General features: G+C 65.7%; 22 protein-coding genes. 5 read left to right on the top strand and 17 right to left on the bottom strand.

The annotated features are described in order from the left end of the window. Positions 1-507 precede the first annotated feature (507 nt). Positions 508-1239, bottom strand: a complete 732-nt coding sequence (locus OXM58_20865; GenBank protein ID MDE0150817.1) for a class II aldolase/adducin family protein — start codon at positions 1237-1239, stop codon at positions 508-510. Between the two features lie 163 nt (positions 1240-1402). On the opposite strand from OXM58_20865, the gene aspS reads away from it, so the two are divergent. Both aspS and OXM58_20855 read left to right on the top strand, forming a co-directional pair. Then, entirely contained in the window at positions 1403-3184 is a 1782-nt protein-coding gene (aspS, locus tag OXM58_20860) for an aspartate--tRNA ligase (protein MDE0150816.1), read from the top strand. A 133-nt stretch (positions 3185-3317) separates the two neighbouring features. Further along, positions 3318-4148: a DUF1849 family protein gene (locus OXM58_20855; GenBank protein ID MDE0150815.1), complete on the top strand. Its 831-nt coding sequence runs from the start codon at positions 3318-3320 to the stop codon at positions 4146-4148. 10 nt (positions 4149-4158) lie between these two features. Here the strand turns inward: OXM58_20855 and OXM58_20850 are convergent, their stop codons facing one another. From OXM58_20850 to OXM58_20790, 13 genes are all read right to left on the bottom strand, one after another. Further along, on the bottom strand, positions 4159-5463 hold the full coding sequence (locus tag OXM58_20850) for a DNA polymerase IV (GenBank protein MDE0150814.1): 1305 nt from the start codon (positions 5461-5463) through the stop codon (positions 4159-4161). 156 nt (positions 5464-5619) lie between these two features. Further along, positions 5620-5790 carry a 50S ribosomal protein L33 gene (rpmG, locus tag OXM58_20845; protein ID MDE0150813.1) on the bottom strand — a complete coding sequence of 57 codons (171 nt, stop codon included), beginning with the start codon at positions 5788-5790 and terminating at the stop codon, positions 5620-5622. Between the two features lie 111 nt (positions 5791-5901). Further along, complete coding sequence (locus OXM58_20840; GenBank protein MDE0150812.1) at positions 5902-7521, bottom strand: S41 family peptidase; 1620 nt, start codon at positions 7519-7521, stop codon at positions 5902-5904. Positions 7522-7774: 253 nt separating this feature from the next. Next, positions 7775-9967: a ribonuclease R gene (gene rnr / locus OXM58_20835; GenBank protein MDE0150811.1), complete on the bottom strand. Its 2193-nt coding sequence runs from the start codon at positions 9965-9967 to the stop codon at positions 7775-7777. 62 nt (positions 9968-10029) lie between these two features. Beyond that, positions 10030-12678 (bottom strand): type I DNA topoisomerase, encoded by a 2649-nt coding sequence (gene topA, locus OXM58_20830; protein ID MDE0150810.1) that lies wholly within the window; start codon positions 12676-12678, stop codon positions 10030-10032. 105 nt (positions 12679-12783) lie between these two features. After that, on the bottom strand, positions 12784-13902 hold the full coding sequence (gene dprA / locus OXM58_20825; GenBank protein MDE0150809.1) for a DNA-processing protein DprA: 1119 nt from the start codon (positions 13900-13902) through the stop codon (positions 12784-12786). A gap of 115 nt (positions 13903-14017) precedes the next feature. Further along, a complete protein-coding gene (locus OXM58_20820) occupies positions 14018-15004 on the bottom strand; it encodes an alcohol dehydrogenase catalytic domain-containing protein (protein MDE0150808.1) in 987 nt (328 codons plus the stop codon). Then, the gene (locus OXM58_20815; GenBank protein MDE0150807.1) at positions 15001-15768 is read right to left on the bottom strand and encodes an SDR family oxidoreductase; all 768 of its coding nucleotides are present in this window, start codon (positions 15766-15768) and stop codon (positions 15001-15003) included. The genes OXM58_20820 and OXM58_20815 overlap by 4 nt, the downstream gene beginning before the upstream one ends. A gap of 4 nt (positions 15769-15772) precedes the next feature. Continuing rightward, a complete protein-coding gene (hisD, locus tag OXM58_20810; GenBank protein ID MDE0150806.1) occupies positions 15773-17080 on the bottom strand; it encodes a histidinol dehydrogenase in 1308 nt (435 codons plus the stop codon). Positions 17081-17088: 8 nt separating this feature from the next. Then, a complete protein-coding gene (locus OXM58_20805) occupies positions 17089-18420 on the bottom strand; it encodes a TRAP transporter large permease (protein MDE0150805.1) in 1332 nt (443 codons plus the stop codon). Between the two features lie 10 nt (positions 18421-18430). Further along, entirely contained in the window at positions 18431-18937 is a 507-nt protein-coding gene (locus OXM58_20800) for a TRAP transporter small permease (GenBank protein ID MDE0150804.1), read from the bottom strand. 106 nt (positions 18938-19043) lie between these two features. Continuing rightward, entirely contained in the window at positions 19044-20198 is a 1155-nt protein-coding gene (locus OXM58_20795) for a TRAP transporter substrate-binding protein (protein ID MDE0150803.1), read from the bottom strand. A gap of 26 nt (positions 20199-20224) precedes the next feature. Continuing rightward, complete coding sequence (locus OXM58_20790; protein MDE0150802.1) at positions 20225-20431, bottom strand: hypothetical protein; 207 nt, start codon at positions 20429-20431, stop codon at positions 20225-20227. Positions 20432-20585: 154 nt separating this feature from the next. Here OXM58_20790 and OXM58_20785 point away from each other — a divergent pair, with 154 nt between their 5' ends. The 3 genes from OXM58_20785 to OXM58_20775 all read left to right on the top strand — a co-directional run bounded on the left by OXM58_20785 (position 20586) and on the right by OXM58_20775 (position 23200). Next, positions 20586-21599, top strand: a complete 1014-nt coding sequence (locus tag OXM58_20785; GenBank protein MDE0150801.1) for a LacI family DNA-binding transcriptional regulator — start codon at positions 20586-20588, stop codon at positions 21597-21599. Between the two features lie 132 nt (positions 21600-21731). Continuing rightward, positions 21732-22013 carry a UxaA family hydrolase gene (locus tag OXM58_20780; GenBank protein MDE0150800.1) on the top strand — a complete coding sequence of 94 codons (282 nt, stop codon included), beginning with the start codon at positions 21732-21734 and terminating at the stop codon, positions 22011-22013. Positions 22014-22030: 17 nt separating this feature from the next. Further along, on the top strand, positions 22031-23200 hold the full coding sequence (locus tag OXM58_20775) for a UxaA family hydrolase (protein MDE0150799.1): 1170 nt from the start codon (positions 22031-22033) through the stop codon (positions 23198-23200). Between the two features lie 204 nt (positions 23201-23404). Here OXM58_20775 and plsY read toward each other — a convergent pair whose 3' ends face one another. Genes plsY through OXM58_20760 form a run of 3 tightly spaced genes read right to left on the bottom strand, consistent with a single transcriptional unit; the run spans position 23405 to position 26359 of the window. After that, entirely contained in the window at positions 23405-24055 is a 651-nt protein-coding gene (gene plsY, locus OXM58_20770; protein ID MDE0150798.1) for a glycerol-3-phosphate 1-O-acyltransferase PlsY, read from the bottom strand. Positions 24056-24077: 22 nt separating this feature from the next. Next, positions 24078-25391, bottom strand: a complete 1314-nt coding sequence (gene pyrC, locus OXM58_20765; protein ID MDE0150797.1) for a dihydroorotase — start codon at positions 25389-25391, stop codon at positions 24078-24080. Beyond that, on the bottom strand, positions 25391-26359 hold the full coding sequence (locus OXM58_20760; protein ID MDE0150796.1) for an aspartate carbamoyltransferase catalytic subunit: 969 nt from the start codon (positions 26357-26359) through the stop codon (positions 25391-25393). The genes pyrC and OXM58_20760 overlap by 1 nt, the downstream gene beginning before the upstream one ends. Between the last annotated feature and the right edge of the window lie 56 nt (positions 26360-26415).

The raw sequence follows: 26415 nt of genomic DNA, 5'->3' as shown, positions 1-26415 counted from the left end.
TACTTCGTCCCCCGAGACACGAACGCTTACGAACGGTTACCCGCAAGGACGTCTGGCTGCGGCCCCTCAGAAGAGATTGGCAACGAACGCTCAACCGCTAGAATCTCTTCAGGACGGTCGGTTCGGGTGAGCAACCCGGCAAGCGGCTAACCATCTCCCCATCCCCCAAGACCCGGACGGTTACGGACCCGAACGCATGCCTGACGGCGGAACCGGCACCGGGATGCGCAGGAATTGGATCTGAAACGGTACCTAATCGGTACCTGAAGAAAGTGGCACCGGAGACAGGTGGAATTTACGTTAGCTACTGTATTGAAATAACAAAATAAATTGAAACTTGCCGCCGCTCTGTCGAATATTGCTCCAGTGGAGATATCTTTCCGGCACTTCGCAAGGGACCAAAGTGCCGTGCGGGAAAGATTTCTCCGCTCGCTGCGCTCGGTCGAAATGACGAGGAGGGGCGGCTTACGCCGCTTCGGTCGAAATGACGGTAGAGTGTGGAGCGCGCTACCGCCCGCCCGCTGCCCGGCCGGCGCGGGCGGCCCAGTAGTCCCAGGCGCGTTTGAGCGGGTTGGCGCCGGTGTTGGTCGCCCAGGACAGCGCCATCTCGCCGGGGGACAGGAAGCGGATATCGCCGAGCGGGCGTGCGGCGAGCAGGAGCGCGGCATTGGTTTCCAGGTAGATCGCCTTCATCACCGTGTCGCGCAGGCCGGCGCCGGTGACGACGCAGCCGTGGCCGCGCATCAGGGCGATGCTGTTTCCGGCAAGAGTCCGCGCCAGGTCTTCGCCCTGTTCCATGGTGGTGACCAGCATGTTGGTGTCGCCGAAGCGCTCGGCGATGTCCCAGACCGGGACCGTGTCGCCGATGCCGGACGCCATGTGGAAGACCGGCTTCAACGGCGCGCCGGTGACGCCGAACGGGATCACCGAGAGGCTGTGGTTGTGGACGATGCAGCCGACGTCCGGGCGCGCGGCATAGATCGCGCCGTGGATCGGCCGCTCCAGATAGAGCGCCCGCGTGTCGCCCGCCGAAGGCCCGGCCGGCTCCCCGTCCAGGCCAAGGGCGACGATATCGCCTTCGTCCACCAGTTCCGGGCTGCGCGAGACCGAGATCAGGTAGCGGCCGGCGTCCTCCGGATCGCGCAGGCTGACATGGCCGAAGCCGTCGACCACCCCCTCATGCGCGAGGATCCGGTTGGCCGTCACCAGATCGGCGATCAGCGCGTTCCTGTCCGCCATGGGCTTTCCTCATCTTCGTCGCCCGACCGCTCGGCTGTGCCTACCATAGCGCGGGCATCCCGCCGCTTGACAGGCCCCTGCCGGTCGCTACTTGTCCGCTGCGGGCCCTGCCGCCGGGTCCGCCGGATTTTCCAGACAGAGTCGAGCAGGCCGGGCGCTTCCGATGCATCCTTTCCGCACGCATAGCTGCGGCGCGCTGCGCGCCGATCACACGGGCGAGACGGTCCGCCTGTCCGGCTGGGTCCACCGCAAGCGCGACCACGGCAACCTGCTGTTCCTCGACCTGCGCGACCATTACGGCGTGACGCAATGCGTCGCCGAGACCGGCGATCCGGCCTTCGCCGTTATGGACGAGGTCAAGCTGGAAAGCGTGCTGACCGTGACCGGCCCGGTTGTCGAGCGCTCCGAGGATACGGTCAACCCGAACCTGCCGACCGGCCATGTCGAGGTGAAGGTGGCCGAGGCCCGTGTCGAATCCGCCGCCGCGCCGCTGCCGCTCCAGGTCAACAGCGACACCGACTATGGCGAGGAGGTCCGCCTGCGCCACCGCTATCTCGACCTGCGGCGCGAGAAGATGCAGCGCAACATTGCCTTGCGCTCGGACGTCATCGCCTCGATCCGCCGGCGCATGATCGACCAGGGCTTCCGCGAGTTCCAGACGCCGATTCTGACCGCCGGCTCGCCGGAGGGCGCGCGCGACTACTTGGTGCCGTCGCGTATCCATCCCGGCCGCTTCTATGCGCTGCCCCAGGCGCCGCAGATGTTCAAGCAGCTGCTGATGATCGCGGGCTTCGACAAATATTTCCAGATCGCGCCCTGCTTCCGCGACGAGGACGCCCGGGCCGACCGCTCGCCCGGCGAGTTCTACCAGCTCGATTTCGAGATGAGCTTCGTCACCCAGGAGGATGTGTTCGCCGCGCTGGAGCCGGTCCTGCACGGCGTGTTCGGGGAATTCGGCGGCGGCCGGACGGTGACCGCACCGCCCTTCCCGCGCATCCCGTTCGACGAGGCGATGCTGAAATACGGCACCGACAAGCCGGACCTGCGCAACCCGCTCGAAATCGTCGACGTCACCGAGGCCTTCCGCGGCTCCGGCTTCAAGATTTTCGCAAGGCTGATCGAGCAGGGCGCAGTCGTCCGCGCCGTGCCCGGCCCGGGCGCCGGCAGCCGCGCCTTCTGCGACCGCATGAACGGCTGGGCCCAGGACCAGGGCAAACCCGGCCTCGGCTATATCTTCTGGCGCGAGGGCGCGGGCGCCGGGCCGATCGCCAACAATCTCGGGCCGGAGCGCGTCGCGCAGATCGCGGAAGCCGCCGGCGCGGCGGACGGCGACGCGGTCTTCTTCGTCTGCGACAAGCCCAAGGCGGCGGCCGAGTTCGCCGGCACCGTGCGCACGAAGGTCGGCGAGGAGCGCGGCTTGATTGCACAGGACCGGTTCGATTTCTGCTGGATCGTCGATTTCCCGATGTACGAGATCGACGAGGCGACCGGCCGGCTTGACTTCAGCCACAACCCCTTTTCGATGCCCCAGGGCGGGCTGGAGGCGCTGGCGCAGGACGATCCGCTGGCGATCAAGGCTTTCCAGTACGACATCGTCTGCAACGGGGTGGAACTGTCCTCCGGCGCGATCCGGAACCACCGGCCGGAAATCATGGTCAAGGCGTTCGAGATTGCCGGCTATTCGGCAGCCGATCTGGAAGAACATTTCTCCGGCATGTTGAATGCCCTGAAATTCGGCGCGCCGCCTCATGGCGGCTCGGCGCCTGGAATCGACCGGATCGTCATGCTGCTCGCCGACGAACCTAACATCCGCGAGGTCATCGCCTTCCCGATGAACCAGCAGGCCGAAGACCTGATGATGAGCGCGCCCGCCGAAGTGCCGGAGGAACGGCTGCGCGAACTGCACATCCGGCTGCAATTGCCGGCCAAGGCAAAGGCGGAATAAGCCAGGCGCCACGAATCCCGTCGATATCGGGCTTGTCCGTAACTTCGTCCGGATTATCCTGCGTGGGTGGAGTCCGGCCGCGGTGCAGGACTTGCGCGGGGCCCCGGAATTCCGGATCGGATGCGCCATGCAGTTGAGCCAGCCGACCAGAAAGACGATCGCCGGAGCCGGCGCCGCCTGGCTGCTGCTGCTTCCGGGAGCGGCTGTTGCGGAGAGCCTGGAGCAGATTGCACGGCGGCAGGCACCGCACAAGGCGATCTACGCGCTCGCAACGGACCGGATCAGGGCCGCGTCAAATCTCGCCCACGCCGACGGCGCGATCTACTACGAGATTCGCGAAACCTGCACGGACTGGCGCATGCGGCAGCGCTTCCGGCTGCGCCTCACCCGAAACGAACGCGAAGCGGTCGAGACCGAGACCGATTCTGTCCTCGTCGAGGCGCGGGACGGCCGGAGTCTGACCTTTACCGTCGTGACCAAAGCCGACGGCACGGTCACCGACCGCCTGTCGGGCATCGCAAGGTTAAGCCGGGTCGGCGGTTCCGGGGTGGTCGAACTGCGCGAACCGGAACCGGCGCGGATCCCGCTGCCGGCCGGCACCGTCTTTCCGACCTGGCACTACCTGAACGTCGTTCGCGAGGCCGAACGCGGGCGCCGGACGATCTGGTCGACGATTTTCGACGGATCGGAAGAGCGCGGCCGGCACAGCGGCATCAACGTCGTGGTCCTCAAGCAGAGTCCGCCGCCCGGCAGGGCGGAGGGCCGGCGGCTTCTCCAGCGTCCCGGCTGGCTGATGCGGGTTACCTATTTCGCGCCGGAACCCGGAGACGGACGTCCGACCTATTCATTCCGCGTGCATATGACCGACACCGGGATCGCGCGCGACATGCTGCTCGACTATGGCGCATTCACCATGACCGGCACCCTCAAGGCGCTCGAGCCGCTCGACCGGCCGGACTGCTGAGGCGCTGGGGTCAGCTGGAACTCCGGCGGGCCGTCCGCAGGCTCCGGCCCTTGGCGATGGCGTCGCGGCCGAGCTTGTCGCGCACGGCATCCAGCGTATGCTCGACGGCGGCGCGCCTGCTTGTGTCCGAGTCGAGCAGGTCCGTCTCGCCCGCGCCGTCCGGCGGTGCCAGGTCGCTCAGTCCGATGCCGATCAGCCTGAATGCTGTGCCGTCGCACTCGCCAGCCAGCATGGGAAGGGCGGCCCGGTACATGTCCTCGGCCAATTGGGTCGGCTCGCCCAAGCGGCGCTGGCGCGTCCGCGTTCGAAAGGCCGAGGTCTTCAGCTTCAAGGTCAGCGTCCGGCCGGCCAGTTCCGCCGCTTTCATGCGCCGGGAAACCGCTTCGCACAGCGGCCAGAGCCGGGTTTCGAGCGCCGCCGCATCGGACAGGTCTTCTTCGAAGGTGGTTTCCGACGACACACTTTTCGCCGCGCCGCCGCGATGGACCCGGCGGCTGTCCTCGCCGCGCGAAAATCGGTAAAGCCGGCTGCCGATGCTGCCGTAGCGCGCCTGCAGTTCCCGTTCGTCGAGACCCTGCAGCTGGCCCACGGTGCGAATGCCGTCGCGCGCCAGTTTCTTTCGCATCGCCTTGCCGACGCCCCAGACGATCCCGACCGGCTGCCGGGCGAGAAAGGCCCTGGCTTCCGCCCGGCCGACCACCAAAAAGCCGTGCGGTTTGTCGAGGTCGGACGCGACCTTGGCCAGAAACTTGTTGTAGCTCAGCCCGACCGACGCCGTGACGCCGGCTTCGCGGCGGATGCGGCGGACCAGCCCGGCCAGGACGATCGCCGGCGGCGCGCCGTGCAGACGCGCCGTGCCGGCCAGGTCGAGAAAGGCCTCGTCGATGGAGATCGGCTCGACCGCGGGCGTGAGGTCTTCCATCATCCGGCGGATCTGCCGGCCGACCGTTTGGTATTTCGCCATGTCGGGCCGGATTACCACGGCGTCGGGGCAGGCTTTCAGCGCCTTGAACATCGGCATTGCCGAGTGAACGCCATGGATGCGCGCGATATAGCATGCGGCGGAAACGACGCCGCGACGACCGCCGCCCACAATGACCGGTTTGTCGCGCAGTTCAGGATCGTCCCGTTTCTCGACGCTGGCATAGAAGGCGTCGCAATCGATATGGGCGATGGCGAGCGCGAACAATTCGTCGTGACGGAGGATGCGCCGGCCGCCGCAGGCCGGGCAACGGCCGGCCTTTCCCGCGCCGCCGGAATTCTCCGGCGCGGCCTCGTCGAGCACGGTATCGCAGTCGCGGCAGAAGGCGGTCATTGGCTGTAGAGCGTCACCTGTTGCGCAACGCCCAGCCTATCACAATTTCCGCCCCGGCCCCGACCGCCCGGCGCCTGAAAGGCAAAAGCGCCGTCGGAGGCGACGGCGCTTGTATTCCCTTCGATTTTCGGTCGGACGGAACTGTCCGCCCCGGCGCTATTTGATTCTCGCTTCCTTGAACAGCACATGCTTGCGCGCGACGGGATCGTATTTCTTCTTTTCCAACTTCTCCGTCGTATTCTTGGGATTCTTGAACGTAACGTAAAAGTAGCCGGTGTCCGCCGTGCTGACGAGCCGGATTTGCTGGGTGTTGGGGCGTTTCGGCATGGTCCGGATGCTCCGCCCGTCAGCCGGATAGGCGCCGGGTCCGCTGGATAAGGTCAAGGCGCAGAAAATAGAGAGCCGGTTTCGCCTGTCAACCGGACGCCGGCATCGCTTCTACCGCATGTTTGTCGCGTCGGTCGCGCGGTCTTCAGCGCGCTCCTGTCCGGTCGTAACGCGATCTTCCGGTTCCGGCGCCGATGCGGTCAGGGCCAGCCGGTACAGGCGCCGATCCGCCAGCAGGCTTCGTGCAATCTCCACTTCCACGTCCGGCGGGCCGCTCAGGGTGCGCGCAGGGCAGGCAGCGCGCAGCGTACGAACGCCGTCGGCCGTCGGTTCGCTGTGCCGGCGCCAAGCGCGGAAGGCCTCGATCGACGCGGTCTCGCCGGCAACGAGCCGGGCGATCGCCCGGCGCGACGCATGGACATCTCTCCGATCGTTGCCGGTACAGATGTTCGGTCTCACGCCGAGAGCCTGGAGCGTATAGCCCGTGGGAGCATGAAACCGGGACCAGGTGAGAATAATCTCGCCGCCGTTGGGCAGGGAGGCGACGCTCTGCACGGTGCCCTTGCCGAAAGAATTGCTTCCGACGACGACGGCCCGGCCATTGTCCTGCAATGCGGCGGCGAGGATCTCGGAAGAAGATGCGGTGCGGCCGTTGACCAGCACAACGATCGGCTTGCCGCGCAGCACATCGCCGTATCGGGCACTATAGCTGCGGCGACTGTTCGGATGGCGCCCGCGGGACTGCATGATCTCTCCGTCGTCCAGGAACAGGTCCGAAACCCTGATCGCCTGTTCGAGGAGCCCGCCCGGGTTATCGCGCAGGTCGAGGATGGCGCCGCTCAATTTCTGGCTGCCGATCGCCGTGCGCATCCGCGCTACCTTTCCGGCTGTTCTGCGGGCGGTGTCGTTGCCGAACCGGACGATCCGGAGATACACGGTATTGTCGTCGCGGCGCGCGATCACGGTCTGCGGTACGATGAATGCACGCGTGACGCTCACCAGGAGGGGCTGTTTGCGGGCGGTGCGCCGTACCGTCAGCCGGACTTCGCTGCCCCGGGGCCCGCGCAGGCGCCGGACGACGTTTTGCAGGCTCATTCCGCGAATCGGTACTCCGGCGATAGCCGCGATGATGTCGTTGTCCTTGAGGCCCGCTTTGTCACCGGGGGTGCCGGGCATCACGGTAATGATCCGGGTGAGGCCGTTTTCCGACCGGATGGTGACACCGATACCGCCATACCCTTCGCGCAGGGCCCTGTTCTCGCGCGCTTCAGCAGGCGTGGAATAGCGGGAGTAGCGGTCGAGCGACACAAGCGCTGCACGGAAAACAGCGCGATAGATTTCTTCCGGCTGGGCGTTGCGGACTTTCACAGACACCTTTCCCGCGGCTTCGAAGGCGCGGACGGTGACTTCTGCCCAGCCGCGGAAATCGTCCGCTCCCGGCTGTTCGAGATGGGCCACGCTTTTACCGTCGTATTGGATGGCGATCCTGCCGCCCGTCGGAATTGCACGCGCCTTGGGATCGACCTTCGACAGACCGCTCAGGCCCGACAACGCCACGTCCCGAATCGGAACATGGCGTATGTAACGCTTTGCGACGAACCGGTAGCCTGCTCCGATCACCGTTTGTCCGGCTTCGGAAAGGGGCGCTGAAATCAGATCGCTACGGCTCGCACAGGCGGTTGCCGCGACCAGGAGAAAGGCGATTGCATAGCGCAGGCTCCAACGGGTCATGAATCGTCCGATCGATCGTCCGATGGCTTTGCCGGCCGGATCACATCGCTCCATTCGGCTCTCCGCACGTCGTCCCGCCCGGGCACAGGGGTCACCGAATTGCCATTCCTGCCTGCCCGCAGAAAAGAATTGCCGTGCACCGCTGTTTTGTCAAATTCTTTTTGTTCGCATTTTCTCTATATTTCAAAAGGTTGAAAGAATTGGTTAAATTTAGTCATTAAATCACCGAGTTTTTTCATCCGGCTCTTCAGTATTATCTTCCCCTTCGTTTCGCCGCTTTCCCGTCATCCAGAAGATCGAACAGCAGTCCCCCGGTAACCGGTACCGCATCGCGCAGCCGCACCCGCACCCTCTCGCCGATTCGGACGTTCAGACCGCCCGGCGCACTGCGGGACCGGCGCTTCCGCCCGTCGAAACGGAAATAGCGGTCGGGCAGCAGGCTCATGGGGATCAACCCGCTTGCACCGTTCTCGAGCAAGGTGACGAACAAGCCGGCTCGCGTAATGCCGGAGACGGCCGCATCGAATTCTGCGCCGATCCTGTCCTGCAGGAAGGCGGCCGTATATCGGTCTATTGCGTCGCGCTCGGCCGCCATGGCGCGGCGTTCGGCCGAAGAAATCCGCTCGCCCCAGTCATGCATTGCGCCATCCGCCCCGGCGGGCAGGCCATCGGGCATGCCGTCAGCCATTCCTCCGACGATGACGCGATGCACGAGCAGGTCTGCGTAGCGGCGGATCGGCGAGGTAAAGTGGGCATAGCGCGGCAGGGCGAGTCCGAAATGACCGCAATTCCGGGGGCTGTAGGCGGCCTGGCTCTGGGCGCGCAGGATCAGTTCGTGGATCGTCCGGCCCTGGGGCAGCCCGGCGGTTTGCGCCAGGATACGGTTGAGGTCGGCCGGCCGAAGGCCGCTCGCAGGCATGGACACACCCAAATCGTCGAGGGCCATCTTCAGGGTTTCCAGACCGTCTGCGGTCGGCGGCTCGTGAATGCGGTACATGCATGGCCGGTTGCGTTGAGTCAGATGCTCGGCCGCCGCGACATTGGCGGCGATCATGAAATCCTCGATCAGGCGGTGGCTGTCGTATCGCGGCGCCGGCCGGATGTCGGTCACCCGGCCGGCCTCGTCCAGCCGGATTTGCCGCTCCGGAAGCTGGAGTTCCAGGGTCTCACGGGCAGCGCGCGCCGCGGCAAGCGCCGCCCAGGCGCCGTAAAGCGGCTCAATGACCGGTTTCAGCAGCGGTGCGGTCTCCGCATCCGGGGAGCCGTCACGGGCCTGCTGCACCTGCTCGTAGGTGAGACGGGCGGCCGAGCGCATCAAGGCCCGTTCGAACCGATAACCAATAAGCCTGCCGCCGGCGTCGATCGCCAGATGTGCAGCCACGCAGGCCCGGTCCTCATCCGGGCGCAGGGAACAAAGGTCGTTGGACAGGCGCTCGGGCAACATCGGCACAACCCGGTCGGGAAAGTAGACCGAGTTGCCGCGATTCAGTGCTTCCCGATCCAGCGGCCGACCGGACCGGACATACCAGGCAACGTCGGCGATCGCTACGATCAGTCTCCAGCCGCCGGGATTGTCATTCGCAGTGTCCCTTTCGGCCCATACAGCGTCATCGAAGTCCCGCGCGTCCTCTCCGTCGATGGTGACCAACGGGAGGCCGCGCAGGTCCTGACGGCCGCTGCCGGATGCCGGTTTGAGGGCGGCCGCTTCGTCCAGCGCCGCATTCGGGAACGCGTGCGGAAGGTTGTGGCTGTGAATACAGATCAAGCTGACCGACTGCGGGCCGGACGCCGATCCGAATTTTCCGGCCACGCGGGCCAGCCGCGGGCCGAGCGGCTTGCCGGGAACGATCTCGGCCTCGACCAGATCCCCGTCCCGGGCATCGTTTTCCATGCCACGCGGAATAGCAACGTCGTGACGGAACCGGCGATCCGTCGCAATGAGCTTTCCGCCGTACGGCCCGCCACCCGTATCTTCGCGGAAGATTCCCAGCACCCGGCCCGGCGCACGGTCCAGCCGCTTCATGGTTCGGGCGGTCCAGACGCCGCCGCCAGGCCCGGAGATACGCGCCAGAACCCGGTCGCCGACGCCGGGCGGGCGGCCCCGCTCGGGCAGCAGCCGGATCGGTGGCGGCTCGCCGTCGCCGTCCCAGCGAATTGGTGCCGCCAAAACATCGCCGTCCTCCGTGACCGAGGTTACCTCGATGACCGTAACCTCGGGCAGTGCGCCGGCCGGCCGATGGCGGCGGTTCCTGGGCAGCAGTCCTTCCTTCTTCATGTTCCGGAGCAGATCGCGCAGCCGGATGCGGTCGGCGCCGCCCAGATTGAACGCCCGCGCGATTTCCCGCTTGCCGACCGGACCGCCGCTATCCCGAATATACTCAAGGACCTGCTCGCGGGTCGGAAAAGGGGAGCGGCCCCTCGGCTTCGCGGATCGCTTGCCCGTCACGCTGTTCCCTCTTCGCTTCCCGGAAGCCGGACCTGTGCGGGCATCGACGCTGGGGGCCGGACCTATTTTGTCGGCAGGTTCGCGTCGTCCCCGGCGTTCGGCCCGCTCGCCGACGATCCCTTTCCGGCTGGCGCCTTCTTTGCGGCCCGTTTCTTTCCGGCCGCCGGTTTACGGGCACTCGTCTTCGCCAGTTTCGGCGCCAGCAGGGCCACGGCCTCTTCCAGCGTGACCGATTCGATGGTTGCCCCCTTTGGCAGGCTGGCATAAGTGCGGCCGACCTTGACGTAGGGGCCATAGCGGCCGGCGCCGGCGGTAACCGGCTGTTTTTTCTGCGGATGCTCGCCGAGCTGGCGCTGCTCGCCGCCCTTGCGTTTCTGCCGGGCTTCCGCGAGCAGCGATACGGCGCGGTTTGCGCCGATCTCGAACAACTCTTCCCAGGAGTCCAGATTCGCGTAGACGCCGTCGTTCTGGACATAGGGTCCGTACCGGCCGATGGCGCCGGTGATCGGCTTGCCGTTGTCCGGATGGGTTGCAATGGTGCGGGGCAGCGAAAGCAGCTTCAGCGCGATCTCCAGATCGACCCTGTCCGGATCCAGCCCGCGGGGCAGCGAGGTCCGTTCGGGCTTGCCGGATGCCGTGGAGCCGGCCCGCTGGACATACGGGCCGTAGGGACCGGTCTTCAGTTCGATTGCGGCGCCACTCGCCGGGTCTGCGCCCAGTTGCCGGTCGCTGCTTGCGGCCGCGGCATCGCGCACGCTGTCGTCGACCACTGCGAGCGGTCGCGTGTAGCGGCAGGCCGGGTAGTTCGAACAGCCAATGAAACCGCCATTGCGGCCGATCTTCAGACCAAGCCGGCCGTCGTCGCAGGACGGGCAGGCGCGCGGCGCGCCGCCGTCTTCCCGGTCCGGGAAGAAATGCGGACCGAGCGCCTCGTCGAGCGCATCGATGACCCGGGCGCGGTCAAGCTCCATGGCATCGGCAATTGCTGCATTGAACGAGGTCCAGAATTCCTGAAGCAGTTTCTTCCAGTCGGCCCTGCCGTCCGAGACGGTATCGAGCTGTTCTTCAAGGCCGGCTGTGAAGCCGTATTCGACATAGCGTCCGAAGAAATTGGTCAGGAAGCTGGTAACCACGCGGCCCCGATCTTCCGGATGGAACCGGCGCTTTTCGAGCCGAACATAATTGCGATCCTGCAGCACCTTGAGGATCGAGGCATAGGTCGAAGGCCGTCCGATGCCGAGTTCTTCCAGCCGCTTGACCAGGCTCGCCTCGGTGTAGCGGGGCGGCGGCATGGTGAAATGCTGCGCCGGGCGCACGGCGGTCCGGTCCACGGCTTCGCCGTCGTTGATTTCCGGCAAAATCCTGTTGTCGTCATCCGCCGTATTCCGGCCCGGTTCGGGCTCCCGGTCGGACGGATCGTCCCGGCCCTCCCGGTAGAGCTTGAGAAAACCGTCGAACCGTATTGTCGATCCCGCGGCACGCAGCCGGATCATCCGGTTCGCGCTCGCAATATCGGCCGTTACCTGGTCGAGAACCGCGCTCTCCATCTGGGAGGCAACGGTGCGTTTCCAGATCAACTCATAGAGTTTTGCCTGTTCGGCCGTGAGGTGGCGTGCCACATCGCCCGGCCGCCGGAACAGGTCGGTCGGGCGGATCGCCTCATGGGCTTCCTGGGCGTTCTTCGCCTTCGTCCTGTAGCGACGCGGGCTCGCAGGCACATAGGAACTGCCGTAGTCATGCTCGATCAGGCGGCGGCAACCGCCGACCGCTTCGCCTGACAGCGCCGTCGAATCGGTCCGCATATAGCTGATCAATCCGACTGTCTCGCCGCCGATATCCACGCCTTCGTAAAGACGTTGTGCGGTGCGCATGGTGCTGTCGGCGCTCATGCGCAGCTTCCGGGAGGCTTCCTGCTGCAGGGTGGAGGTCGTAAAAGGCGGCGCCGGATGGCGCCGGACCTGCTTGCGCTCGACGCCGGCGCAGGCGAAAGCCGCCGCTTCGATCGCCGCGACAGCAGCCCCGGCCTGGGCCTCGCTGGCGATGGCGAGCCGGTCGAGCTTCTTGCCGTCGAGATGGGTGAGGCGGGCAGTAAAGCGGTCGCGCCGCGGCGTCAGGAAATCGGCGTCGACCGTCCAGTATTCCTGAGTCCGGAAGCGCTCGATTTCGTCTTCGCGCTCGCACACCAGACGCAGGGCGACCGACTGCACGCGCCCTGCGGAGCGCGCGCCCGGCAGTTTTCTCCAGAGCACGGGCGAGAGATGGAACCCGACGAGATAGTCGAGCGCCCGGCGCGCCAGGTACGCATCGACCAGATCCCGGTCGATGCTCCGCGGCTTCTCCATGGCCTGCCGGACGGCATCCCGCGTGATCTCGTGAAACACGACGCGCCGGATATCGAGATTCTCGATCCGGTATTTCTGACGGAGCAGTTCCAGGACATGCCAGGAAATCGCCTCGCCCTCGCGATCCGGGTCGGTTGCGAGGAACAGGCTGCCGGCCTGTCTGGCGGCGTTTGCGATTTCGTCGATCCGCTTTTTTGCACGGGCGTCGACCCGCCAGGTCATGGCGAAACCGTTGTCCGGATCGACCGAGCCCTCCTTCTCGGCAAGGTCGCGGACATGGCCATAGCTGGCGAGGACCCGCCAGTCCGCACCGAGGTATTTGTTGATGGTTTTCGCCTTGGCCGGGGATTCGACGACAACGACGTTCATGGCGGCTCGATAGTCAGTTGTCCGGCGCTGTCAGGTACGAAGCCATCGTACCGGCCGGCCCCCGCAGATGGGCCTGCCAGTGCGCAGCGTCAAGCATTTTGGAGACTATGCGGCGACCAGCGCGACACGGTTACCGGGATAGCGCTCGATCCTGCCAGCCAACTCGAGTTCAAGCAGAGCGGCCGCAACGGTCGCGGAATCGTCACCGAATTCACGCACCAGATCGTCGATCGGCGTCGGCGCCGGCGACAGATGATCGGCGAGCGAATGGCGGGCGTCCACAACGACGGCGTCGACCGCCGCGCGCGGCGCTTCTTCAGCAGTATCCGGCGGCAAGGCTGTCGGTTCTGAGGCACCCGGCGCGTCTCGCAATCCGGGTTGCAGCACCTGCAGGACATCGTCGGCGCTCTCGGTAAGGATGGCGCCGTCGCGCAGCAAGCCATTGGCGCCGGTGCAGCGCGGATCGAGCGGCGATCCGGGGACGGCGAACACGTCGCGGCCCTGTTCGCCGGCACAGCGCGCCGTGATCAGCGAACCCGATCGCGCGGCGGCTTCTACCACAAGAACCCCGCTGGCTATGCCGGAAACGATGCGGTTACGGCGCGGGAAATGGCGGCCCTGCGGCTTCGTGCCGACGGGCTGTTCGGCCAGGATGGCGCCGCGGCCGGCGATGTCCTGCATCAATTCTTCGTGCTCGGGCGGGTAGCAGACATCGATCCCGCCGGCGACGACGGCGATCGTGCCCGTCTCAAGCGAGCCGGCATGGGCGGCAGCGTCGATCCCGCGCGCCAGGCCGGACGCGACAGCGACACCGGCCTCGCCGAGCCCTTGCGCGATGGTGCGCGCGATGCGCTTGCCGTTCGACGAAGCATTGCGCGCGCCGACGATCGAGACGACCGGTGCGTTGCCCAGCGCTGCCACGCCGGCGAGCGAAATCAGCGGCGGCGCATCCTCCGTCGTCGCCAGGCGCCAGGGGTAGTCCGGTTCCTGTGCCGCAACCAGCCGGGCGCCGGCTTTCCGGGTTGCGGCGATCTCGGCCTCCGCCGCGGCAACCGACGCGATACGGACCGGCTTCGACCGGCCGCCGCGGCGGGACAGGTCGGGCAGCGCATCGAGCGCGTCCGCGGCCGAGCCGAAATGGCGCAGAAGGTGCCAGAAGGTGACGGGGCCGACATTCTCGCTCCGGATCAGCCGGAGCCAGGCGATCCGCTCTTCATCCGACATCGTCTGTCGATCTCCCTGGTCCATCGGGTTTCCGGTTAAATCAATATGTTCGTTGTATGTTCCACAAACCGCGGCACCGGTCAAGCGTTGGGCTATGGCGGCCTTCGCCGGTCCTCTAGGGAGTGAGCACGATCTTGGGAGCAGCAGCCTGGCCGGCACGGATATCGGCGAAGGCGCGCGCGCCCTCGGAAAGCGGCCGGATTTCGGCCCAATCGAGCGCACCGAGGCATCCTTCGAAGATCGCCGCCGCCGTCTCGCGGAAGTCGGCGGCATTGTAGGTGTACGTCCCGACGAATGTGATCTCTTGCAGGGTCATGCGACGGACGTCGAGCCCGCCCGCTGCCGAGCTGAGGCCTGTATGCAGGATGGCGCCGCCGGGCCGGACGGTGGCCGAGGCCAGCGCACGGGTTGCTTCGGACCCGACTGCGTCAAAAACCAGATCTGCATCCTCCGGGCCGTCCACCGCAGCCGGATCGTAGACGCGGAAATCGCCGGCGCGCCCGACCACGGACCTGCGCGCCGGGTTGGTCTCGGCGATATGTATTTCCGATACGCCGCGGGCGGCCAGCACCAGCCCGGCGCCAAGGCCGACGGCACCGCCGCCGATAACCAGGCAGCGCATTTCTTCGACCGGCCCGTCGAGGATCTGCTGCGACAGGCGCACCGCATGCCAGCCGCAGGCCAGCGGCTCGGCGAGTACGGCCTTTTCGGTCGGGACGCCATCGGGAATCGCGATGAGGTTGCCGGACGGCATGGCGAGCAGCTCGGCGAATGCCCCTTCGCGTGGCGGCATGGAGATTATCTGGCGCGTCCCGCAGAGATTGTCTCGCCCCGAACGGCAGGCCGGGCAGGCGCCGCAGGTCACCAGCGGATTGACTGCAACACGGCTGCCCGCCCCCGGCCCATCGATCACGGTGCCTGACACTTCGTGCCCGAGAATCAGCGGCGCCGGGCGTCGCTCGTCATGGCCGGCCCAGGCATGCATGTCAGAGCCGCAGATACCGACATGGGCAACCTGGATCAGCGCCTCTTCACCGGGTTCAGGATCCGGCGTTTCGCGATAGACCAGTGTTTCGGGCCCTGTGTAGACGAGAGCTTTCATTTCGCGGTGTATCCCCCGTCGACATACAGGATCTGTCCGGTGACATAGCCGGCCGAATCCGAACAGAGAAACAGGACAGGGCCGGCCAGATCGGCCAGTTCCCCGTTGCGCCCGATACAGGTCTGCGCCGCGTGCTTTGCCGCCAACGCCGGATCGCCGAACACCGGGCCGGTCAGCTCTGTCGGAAAAAAGCCGGGCGCCAGCGCGTTCGCCGTAATTCCATCGCGCGACCAGGCCTCGGCCATCGCACGCGTCAACTGGGCGACCCCGCCCTTCGACGCGCCGTAGGCGAGCCCGCCGGTAAAGGCGCGGGCGCTTTGCAGCGAAGCGATATTGACGATCCGGCCCCAGCCGCGCTCTCGCATCGCGGGAACCAGTGCCCGGGCGAGAAAAAAGGGTGCCGCCAAATTGATGTCGATGGTCGTACGCCACCCCTCCGCTGTGACGGCATCGGCTGGCTCACGGGTATTGACGCCGGCGGCGTTGACCAGAATTTCGGGCGGGCCGAAGGGCTGCGCGGTGCGCGCCGCCGCCGCTTCGATTGCCGAAGCATCGGACAGGTCGGCGGTGACGGCCGCCGTCTCGCCACCAGCCCCGGCGCGCCAGTCCTCGAGCGCCGCTCCGCGCCGGGCCAGGCCGACGACGCGCGCCCCGGCCTGAGCCAGCGTCGTGGCGATTGCCCGGCCAATACCCGAACTTGCCCCGGTAACGCAGGCGGCTCGGCCCGCGACGCTGAACAGATCGGCGCGGTATAGTTCCGACATTTCATCAGCCGGCAGCGGAAAGGTCGAACGTCTCGTCCGGAAAATACTTTTTCAGCCGGATGTCTGCCGTGCGGGCGTGGCCTTCCATCCCTTCGAGCCGGGAAATACGGGCGGTTGCCTCGGCGACAGGTTTCGCTCCGTCGCGCGTGGCCTGCTGCCAGGTCACCAACTTCATATATTTGTGCACAGAGAGGCCGCCGGTGTAGCGCGCCGCGCCGGACGTCGGCAGCACATGGTTCGGCCCGGCAGACTTGTCGCCGTACGCCACCGTCGTCTCTTCGCCGAGAAACAGCGAGCCGTAGCACTGCAGCCGACCGAGAAACCAGTCGAGGTCGGCAGCCTGGACATGCAGATGCTCGGGCGCATAGTCGTCGGCAATCCGGACGAGCGTCTCGCGGTCCGATACGACCATCACTTCCGCCATGTCCTGCCAGGCAGCTTCGGCGCTCTTCCTGTTGAGGTCGGGCAGCGTCTCTATGCAGAGCGGAACGAGCTCGAGGACCCGTTCTGCGAGCGGACGATGGGTTGTGGCGAGCCAGACCGGAGAATTGTAGCCATGCTCGGCCTGGCCGACGAGATCCCAGGCGACAATATCCGGATCGGCCGTTTCATCGGCCAGGATCAGGCTGTCGGTCGGGCCGGCGAACATGTCGATGCCGACCCGGCCGAACAGGATGCGTTTGGCCTCGGCGACATACTGGTTGCCGGGGCCGACCAGGATATCCGCCCGGGGCAGGCCGAACAGTCCGAACGCCATCGCCGCAACGCCCTGGACCCCTCCGAGCGCCAGAATTGCGTCGGCGCCGCACAGGTCGGCCGTGTAGACGATCGCGGGCGCGATCCCGATACCGGGCCGGGGCGGCGAACAGGCGGCAATATGGCCGCACCCGGCGACCTTTGCCGTGGTCACCGTCATCAGGGCTGAAGCGACGTGGCTGTAACGCCCGCCCGGCGCATAACACCCCGCCGCCTTGCACGGGATCGCCTTCTGCCCCGCGATCAGCCCGGGGGAAATTTCGATCTGCATGTCGCGGATCGTGTCTTTCTGGGCCTCGGCGAAGCGGCGGACATTGTCCCATGCAAAGCGGATGTCATCTTTCAGCTTTCGGGGCACCTGCTCCGCCGCGGCTTCGATCTCGTCGCGAGCCAGGACGATGTTGCCGTCATAGCGGTCGAATCTGGCCGCATATTGCTTCGCCGCTTCATCCCCGCCGGCCTCGATCCGGTTCAGAATGTCCAGGACCGCCGCGCGGATATCGCTTGCGTCGTCCGTGGATCTCCTGGAGGCCTTCTTGAGATACTCGACGGACATCGCGATCCTTATTTGTAGCTGTCGGGCAGCAAGGCAGTAGAAATTTCGGGCAGGTAGGCGATCAGCAATACCACAAGCAGCATGAAGAAGACGAATGGAACCGCGCGGCCCGCGATCTTGAGGATCGATTCACCCGTCAGACCCGAAACGACGAACAGGTTCAGCCCCAGCGGCGGCGTGATGAAACCGACTCCGAGAGCCGTGATCATCATCACGCAGAACTGGATTTCGTTCATGCCGATTTCTTGGGCGAGCGGCATGAGGATCGGCGCCAGAATGACAATGTTAGGCGTCGTCTCCATCACGCAGCCGGCCGCGATCAGGATGGCGATCATCAGCAGGATCAGCATGTAAGGGTTTTCGGTCAGCGAGGTGACCGCAAAGACGAACCCTTGCGGGACGCCGAGCGCAGCCATCGCCTGCGCGAGCGGCAGCGACATTGCGATGATCGGCAGGATCACACCGTTGACCTTGGCCGAACTCACAAGCATCGCGGGAAAGTCCGAAAGCTTCAGGGTACCGAGGATGAAGCCCAGGAAAATCGTAATAACGACCGCTGTGGCGCCGGCTTCGGTCGGCGTCAACCGCCCCGAGAAGATGCCCCAGAAGATGACTCCGGGAACCAGAAACGCGTACCAGCCGCTCCTCAGCGCCCGCCAGAGGTTGGCGGCCCATTCGGCTGTCGTGATGAGGTTTCCGCCCTCGTAGGCGTGACGGCGATTGACCACGATGTTCGTAACGAGGATCGATCCCAGGATCAAAATCCCCGGAATCAGCGCCGCCTGGAACAGGGTGGAAGCCGAGATCCCGAGGACCAGCCCGATCACGATGTAGGCGATCGAGGGCGGAATCAGAATGCCGGTACAGGCGCCGGCGGCGACCAGCGCACAGGCATGGGGGCGCGGATAACCCGCTTCGACCAGCCGAGCGATCGTCATGCGGCCGACCGCAGCGGCGCCTGCGGCATCCGAGCCGGATATTGCGGAGAACATGCCGCAGACCAGAACGGTGGCGGAGCCGAAGCCGCCCTTGGCCCAGCAGGTCAACGCTTCCGCCACATCGAGGAACTTGCGGCTGAGACCCGTGCGCACCAGGACATCGCCGGTCAGGATGAAGAGCGGCACCGCGGTCAGTGCGAAATGGTCGATCCCGTCGAACAGACTCTCGCCCAGCAGCGAAAGCGGCAACACGCCGGAAACGACCAGCATCGTCACGGCAGCCGCGCCGATCACGGCCCAGACCGGGACGCCCAGTGCGATCAGGATGACAAACAGGATGACCGGGCCGTAGAAATCCCAGCCGATCGCCACGCCTTCCTGCTTCATCTGGTTCCAAAGCATGGCGCGATCCTCAATCGAAGAGCCGTTCGCCCTCGTATACGGAGCGCCCGGCAGCGAAGTCTGAGATGTCGCGGAGTAGCGACTGGATTAGGCGGAAGATCATCAGCGAGAAGCCGAGGGGCACGGCGGCCAGGAACCAGACCATCGACATGCGCAGGCCGTGGCTGACCGAGCCGAACTTCCATGACACCGTCACCGTCTCGAAAGACCACCAGACCGCGAGTACGGCGATGATCATCATGACGATGTCGCCGAAAATGTAGAGGCCGGCCTTCACCCGCGGCCCGACATAGTTGAACAGGACGTCGATCCGGATATGCGCCCGGTCGCGCACCGCCGCAGCGGCGCCGATCCAGGCCAGGTAGATGAAGGCGTAGCGCACGATCTCTTCGCCCCAGATCGAGGAGTAGGCGAACAGCTCGCGGCGAACGACCTCGACCGCCATGGTTGCGACGAGCATGGTGTAGAACACCAGCAACGCCCAGCGTTCGGCGTTTCGGTTCAGGATAGCCAACATGCGCTTCCCCCTTTCCGGACCGGGTTCGGCCGATCGGGTGGCGGCTCCAATCTACGCGGGCAGGAGGCGCCGGGCGCGCCAACCGCACCCGGCGCGACGACAGCCGTCAGGCGTCGTGGACGTAGTACCGGCCCATTGTTGCGGCGGCCTCGACCAGCTTGTCGAAGGCGTCCATAGAACCGGCGAGACCGGTCTTGAAGCTGTTCCATTCGGAGCGCTGGTACCCGCCGGCTTCCTGCCAGGCTTTCAGCTGTGCCGGGCTGAGCGAATGGAACTTGACCCCGGACTTGCGCAGCTCGGCCATCGCGAAGTTGCGCGCGGCGGGGACCTTGGCGAGGTTTTGCTGGGAGGTGATCTCCGCTGCAAACTCGATCCCCTGTTTGACGTCTCCGGGCAGGCCGTTGAACCATTCGAGGTTGCACGAATAGACCTGGCTGTCCGGCACTGCCTGGGTGAAGGTGATATGGCTGAGAATGTCCTTGAAGCCGAAGACGTGAAGCGCGCCGACCGCCGGGTCGAGCGCATCCGCAACCCCCTGCTTGATCGCCGAGGGGGTTTCGCCCCAGGCCACGGGCGTCGGGTTGGCCCCGACCATGCGATAGTATTGCTGCAGCATCTTGGAGCCCGGAACCCGGAACTTGACGCCCTTGAGGTCGGCCGGCGAGATGACCGCACCGGCGCCGCCCTTGCGGACGGCAACGACCCGCGGATCGATCACGACATAGTAGAGCGGCTTGAAGCCCCTTGCCGCGACCTTGGGATGGACCGTCTTTTTCCAGTGATCCGAGTTCACGAGGTTGACGAAGCGCTGATTGGCGCCGCACAGGTAGGGCAGGTTGATGAGGTCGACGACCGGAGCGAAAGGCGCGAAATTGGACAGCGAATGCTGGGCCGCCTGGATCGTGCCGCCCTGGACCTTCTGGGCCAGCGCTCCGCCCGCGCCGAGCTGGCCGCCGGCTGCGAGCTTGACGTAAACCTTACCGTTGGTGGCGTTCTGGATGTTCTCCTTGAAGTCGAGTTGCATGATCGGATAGCTGCGATCCGCCGTCAGCACATAGGCGGTCCCGATCGTCATGATGTGTTTGGCGGCCCGCTTGCGCCGGGCTTCTTCCCGCGCCGTCTGGGCCGAGGCTTCGCTCGATCCAAGCACACCGGCCGCGGCCGCGACCGCGGCTGCGGTAAATCCGCCGGTACCGACCAGTTTGACGAAATTTCGCCGTTCGACCGATGCGATCTCGGCTTTGGTCTTTTCGTCTGTCATCTTGTTTCCTCCCTTGGGATGTTCGTCTATTGGGTGTTGCCGCTGCGTGTTTCGGCTGCCTCCAGCATCAGGACGCCGGTCACGAACAGAAGCGCGGCGGCAAAGAGGGTCAGCATCTCCGCCACGTCGCTGAACGGCGTGCCGAGGCCCGCGGCGCCCAATGCAACGCTGGCGAAGAAGACGAGAAAGCAGATCAGTGCGCCGACAAGGACTATGCGGCCTGTTCGAATCACCTGGGCGTCTCCTTACCCCGACAGCCGGCGACCGACTCGCCGTGCTGTCGACCAGTATCGAGGCAATTTGTCGCCAATGCAAGCGCTTTTATTTTGAATTGAAGCGCTTTCATTAGAATAATTCGGGATTTTTTAAAATGAAGCCGACCGGAAGATGAGATCGCGGCCCACACTTGAGGACGTTGCCGGAATGGCAGGGGTCTCGACCGCCACGGTATCGCGTGTCCTGAACGAGCCTGAACGGGTCAGCGCGAAGACCCGCAGCCGGGTCGAAGCCGCGGTAGCCCATTTCGACTACACGCCCCATTTCGGCGGCCGCGCGCTCGCCTCGAACCGGACCAACACCGTGGGCGCGGTGATTCCGACCATGGAGAATGCGATTTTCGCCCGCGGTCTCCAAGCGCTTCAGGAGGCGCTCGCCGAGGATGGGGTCACGCTGGTCGTCGCCACCTCGAACTACGATCCGGAGCGCGAGGCGCAGCAAATCCGCGCCCTTCTCGGGCGCGGAGTGGACGGCCTCGTGCTGATCGGCGAGGCGCGGGATCCGGCGCTTTACGAGACTCTTGAGCGCCGCGGCGTGCCGTTTGTCCTGGTCTGGTCATGGCGACGCGATTGTCCGTGGCCCTGCGTCGGCTTCGACAACCGGGCGGCGGCGCGCGCGATGGCGCAAAAGGTGCTCGATCTCGGCCACCGGCGGATCGCCATGATCGCCGGCGTCACCCACGGCAACGACCGGGCGGTGGCCCGGGTGGACGGCGTGCGCGATGCGCTGGCGGCGCGCGGCCTGCGGTTGGACAAAACCAACCTGATCGAGACCCCCTATCATCTCGATGCCGGCGAAAACGCAGCGCGGCAACTGCTGTCCGTGACGCCGCGTCCGACCGCAATCGTGTGCGGCAACGATGTGCTGGCCGCCGGGGCGCTCCTGGCCATCCGCTCCATGGGCCTGAGCGCGCCGGCCGATGTTTCCGTGACCGGCTTCGACGATATCGATCTGGCCTACGTGCTCGATCCGCCGCTCACTACCGTTCACGTTCCGCATCGCCGGATGGGTGCGGCGGCTGCGAGATTGCTGCTCCGGCTGCGCGCCCAGGAAGACAATGCGACCAGTGTCGTCTTCGAAACAGCGCTGGTGGAACGCGGCTCACTCGCCCCGTTGGGGAAATGACGGTCGCGAAGGACACCGACGAGCTTCCGCCGAAGGCCGTCGGAATATGGGGCGCGGCGCACTTGTGCTGCGCAAACGCCACTGTTGAGGGCGCCGGTCGAGCGGCGCAAACATCGGAAACGGAGAAGCGAAATGATCGATTTCGTCGTGCATGACGAGGGCGACAGTGTAGGAGTGGTCGTCGTCGAGGGCGTCGAGGCAGGCGCGGAACTCACCGGCTGGATCATGGACCAGGACGAAGAAATCACGTTCCGGGCGGCGAGCGATATCCCGATCGGCCACAAACTTGCGATCAAGCCGATGAAGACCGGCGACACCGTGATCAAATACGGCATCGACATCGGCCGCGTGGTGGCGGACATCGCGGTGGGCGAGCACGCCCATGTACAGAACATCAAGACCAAACGCTGGTAGGAGGACACCCGATGGCAATGGATCTGGCGAACGCGACGTTCCGGGGCTACCGCCGCGAGAACGGCCGGGTCGGCGTACGCAATCATGTGATCGTCCTTCCCGTCGACGATCTCTCGAATGCGGCGTGCGAGGCGGTTGCCAACAACATCAAGGGCGCCATGGCAATCCCGCATCCCTACGGCCGGCTTCAATTCGGGGCCGACCTGGAGTTGCACTTCCGCACTCTGATCGGCACCGGCGCGAACCCCAACGTCGCCGCAGTGGTGGTGATCGGCATCGAGGAGGGCTGGACGCAACGCGTGGTCGACGGCATCGCCAAGACCGGCAAACCGGTCACCGGCTACGGCATCGAGATGCACGGCGACCACGAGACCATCATGCGGGCGTCGAAGACCGCGCGCGAATATGTTCAGTCTGCGTCCGAGGCCGTGCGCGAGGAAGCGCCGCTTGCGGACCTTTGGGTATCAACCAAATGCGGCGAATCGGACACGACCTCGGGCTGCGGGTCCAATCCTACCGTCGGCAACGCCTTCGACAAGCTCTACCCGCTCGGCGCCACAATGGCCTTCGGCGAGACCACGGAGATCACAGGCGGTGAGCATCTGGTCGCCGAGCGTTGCCGCACCCCCGAAATCCGCGAGCGGTTCATGTATATGTTCAACCGCTATCAGGAGGTTGTTGAGCGCCACAAGACAAGCGATCTCTCCGAGTCCCAGCCCACCAAGGGAAATATTGCGGGCGGACTCACCACCATCGAAGAAAAGGCCCTCGGCAACATCCAGAAAATCGGCCGCGATTGCCTGATCGACGGTGTGCTCGACAAGGCGGAAACGCCAGATGCACCGGGACTGTGGTTCATGGACTCGTCCTCGGCCGCCGCCGAGATGGTGACCCTGTGCGCCGCGGCCGGCTTCGTCGTGCATTTCTTCCCTACCGGCCAGGGCAACATCATCGGCAATCCGATCCTGCCGAATATCAAGATCTGCGCGAACCCGCGCACCGTGCGCACCATGGGCGAGCATGTCGACGTCGACGTCTCGGGCCTGCTGCGCAGGGAAATGACTCCGGACGAGGCGGGAGACGCGCTGCTCGACATGATGATTCGCACCGCCAACGGAAGGCTGACGGCAGCAGAGGCCCTCGGCCACCGCGAGTTTGTGCTCACAAGGCTCTACGAGAGCGCCTGAGCAGGGCGGCTGCGTAGCGCGGAGAATTGCGGGGCCAGGCCACAGAGCGTCTCGCCGGCGAGAGAATTCTCAACGGCCTGGCGCTCGAAGGAGTGCCGCAGGTTCGGTGCTTCGCCTTGGGCGCCGGTCCTTCGAATTCCCGGCGCGCCGTTAGGTTTATCTTTATCCGCCGGTCCGGCTGCAGATTCGCTTCCCGCCCGGCTTTCAGGCCGTGCCGATTTTCGGCTCCTCGCCGCGCAGCAGGCGGCGAATGTTGGCGGCGTGGCGAATCCAGATAATCACCGCGAGCAGGCCGGCGACCTCGGCTATCTGATGGTACGGGATCGAGCTGCCCAGCGCCGGCGCACCGGCCCAGCCGAGGACCTTGGCCACGATGGGCGCCGCGAGGAACGCGACCAGGGCTGACAGGCTGGACAAACGGGAAATCAGGGCGGTCGCCAGCCAGGTCAGGCAGGCCAGCGCGCCGACCGGCCAGCAGCCGGCGAGAAGGATTCCGAGCGCGGTCGCAACTCCCTTGCCGCCGCGAAACTTCAACCAGACCGGAAACAGGTGGCCGAGGAACGCGCCGGCGCCGGCAGTCACCGCTATGTCAGGCCCATACAGGTTGTACGCGATCAGCAAGGCCGCGGCGCCCTTGCCGCCGTCGAGCAACACGGTAGCCAGCGCCAGACCCTTGCTGCCGGTGCGCAGAACGTTGGTCGCACCGATATTGCCCGAGCCGATCCGGCGCAGGTCACCCTTGCCCGCGAGCCGGGTCAGCGCCAGGCCGAACGGGATCGAGCCGAGCAGATAGCCGGCCGCCAGCGCCAGGAGCAGGTAAGGCCAAGCGAAGGCCCAGCTGATCGGATCCGGCATAGCGTGCGGTCCTACGGCCTGCCTACCTCATCCGGTCGTGCAGCACCCGCCCTTCGACCACGGTACGCATCGCCATGCCCTGGACCGGAAGGTTGTCCCAGGGCGCGTTCTTCGATTTGCTGAGGAAGGCGTCGGGATCGATGCGCCAGGGCCGGTCCGGATCGATCAGCGCGAGATCGGCCGGACCGCCTTTCTTCAACCGGCCTTCGCCGAGCCCGAGGATGTCGGCGGGCCTGCAGGTCAGCTTGCCCAACAATTCGGCCATGCCGAGCCGGCCCTTGTGAACCAGCGCAAGGCTAAGCGGCAACAAGGTCTCCAGCCCGGCGATACCGTCCTCTGCCTGGGCGAAGGGCACCCGCTTGCTGTCCTGGTCGTGGGGCGCGTGGTCGCTGGCGATGGCGTCGATCGTGGCGTCGGCCAGCCCTTCGACGATAGCCTCGCGGTCTTCTTCCGTGCGCAGCGGCGGCGACAGCTTGGCAAAGGTCCGGTATTCGCCGATAGCGGTTTCGTTGAGCGTGAAATATGGTGGGGCGGTATCGCAGGTCACCGGCATCTCCCGCTCCTTTGCACGCCGGATTGCCTCGACCGCTTCCTTCGTTGAAATGTGCGCGGCGTGGTAGCGCCCGCCTGTCGCTTCCACGAGCCGCAGGTCGCGTTCGATCGTCATGACTTCCGCGACCCGCGGAATGCCGCGCAGGCCGAGGCGCAGCGCCATCTCGCCGCCGTTCATCACCCCGTTCTCTGCAAGCGCGGAATCTTCGGGATGCTGGACGATGAGCAGGCCGAAGGTCCGGGCATAATTGAGCGCGCGCTGCATGACCCTGGAGTTGGCGATCGCCCGGGTGCCGTCGGTAAATGCGAGCGCACCGGTTTCCGCCAGCAGACCCATCTCCGTCAACTCGCGGCCTTGCAATCCCACGGTCGCGGCTGCGTAGCAGAAGACCTTGGTCGCCTTGACGTCGCGGGCACGCCGGGCGACGAACTCCACGCCGGCTACGTCATCGATCACCGGGTCCGTATTGGGCAGGCAGACCACGGTCGAGATGCCGCCGGCACTTGCCGCCGCGCTCGCCGTCTCGATGGTTTCCTTGTGTTCCTCGCCGGGTTCGCGCAACTGCGCGCGCATGTCGACCAGGCCGGGCGCCAGGATCAGGCCGCGGCAGTCCACCACCTCGACCGAAGGCGGAGGCGCGTCGCTGAACAGTCGCGGGCCGAAATCGGCTATCGTCCCCCCGCTTGTCACCAGCGCGCCCGGTTCATCCAGGTTGCTCGCCGGGTCGACCAGCCGGGCGTTTACATAGGCGACCGTGCCGTTGCGTTCGGCGGCGCTCGTCATCAACCGTCTTCCGGTTCGGGCAGGTTGCGGGTCAGCACCTCGAGGCAGGCCATGCGCACGGCAACGCCCATCTCGACCTGTTCCTGAATTGCGCTGCGGCCGATATCGTCGGCGACTTCGCTGTCGATTTCGACGCCCCGGTTCATCGGGCCGGGATGCAGGATCAGCGCGTCCGGCTTCGCGTTCGACAGCTTCTGCCGGTCGAGGCCGAAGAAGCGGAAATATTCCCGGATCGACGGCACAAAGCTGCCCTGCATCCGCTCGAGTTGGAGTCGCAACATCATCACGATGTCGGCGTCCTTCAGGCCGCGCGCCATATTGTGGAACACCTCGACGCCGAAGCGCTCCATCGTGCCGGGAACCAGCGTCGGAGGGCCGATGACGCGAACGCGCGCGCCCATGGTGTGCAGCAGGCAAATGTTGGAGCGCGCCACGCGGCTGTGCACGACATCGCCGCAAATCGCCACGGTCAGGCCCTGCAGCCGACCCTTGCGCCGCCGGATGGTGACGGCGTCGAGCAGGGCTTGGGTCGGATGCTCGTGGGCGCCGTCGCCGCCATTGACGACCACACACTCGACTTTTTGCGAAAGCAGATTGACTGCGCCGCTCTCCGGATGGCGGCAGACCAGCACGTCGGGGTGCATGGCATTCAGGGTAAGCGCGGTATCGAGAAGCGTTTCGCCTTTCTTGATCGAGCTGTGCTCGATCGACATGTTGACGACGTCGGCGCCGAGGCGCAGCGCCGCCAGTTGAAACGATGTGCGGGTGCGCGTCGAATTCTCGAAAAACAGATTGATTACGGTCCGGCCGCGCAGCGTCGTGCCGGGTTTGGACGCGCTACGGTTGCGCTCGGCGTAGTGATCCGACCGATCGAGCAGCAGGTTGATTTCTTCGGCCGACAGCCCTTCGATGCCCAGCAGGTTGCGGTGCCGGAAATCGAAATTCGGTTTTTTGAGCGCAACGACCATTAAAGCCTTCTTATAGGCGCGCCCGGCGGCGAAGGGCAAGGCGGCTTCGGCACGTC

This window comes from Rhodospirillaceae bacterium, assembly GCA_028819475.1.
Lineage (GTDB): Bacteria > Pseudomonadota > Alphaproteobacteria > Bin65 > Bin65 > Bin65.
The sequence above is the reverse complement of the archived record's forward strand: the minus strand, read 5'-3'. Positions and strand labels throughout refer to the sequence as shown.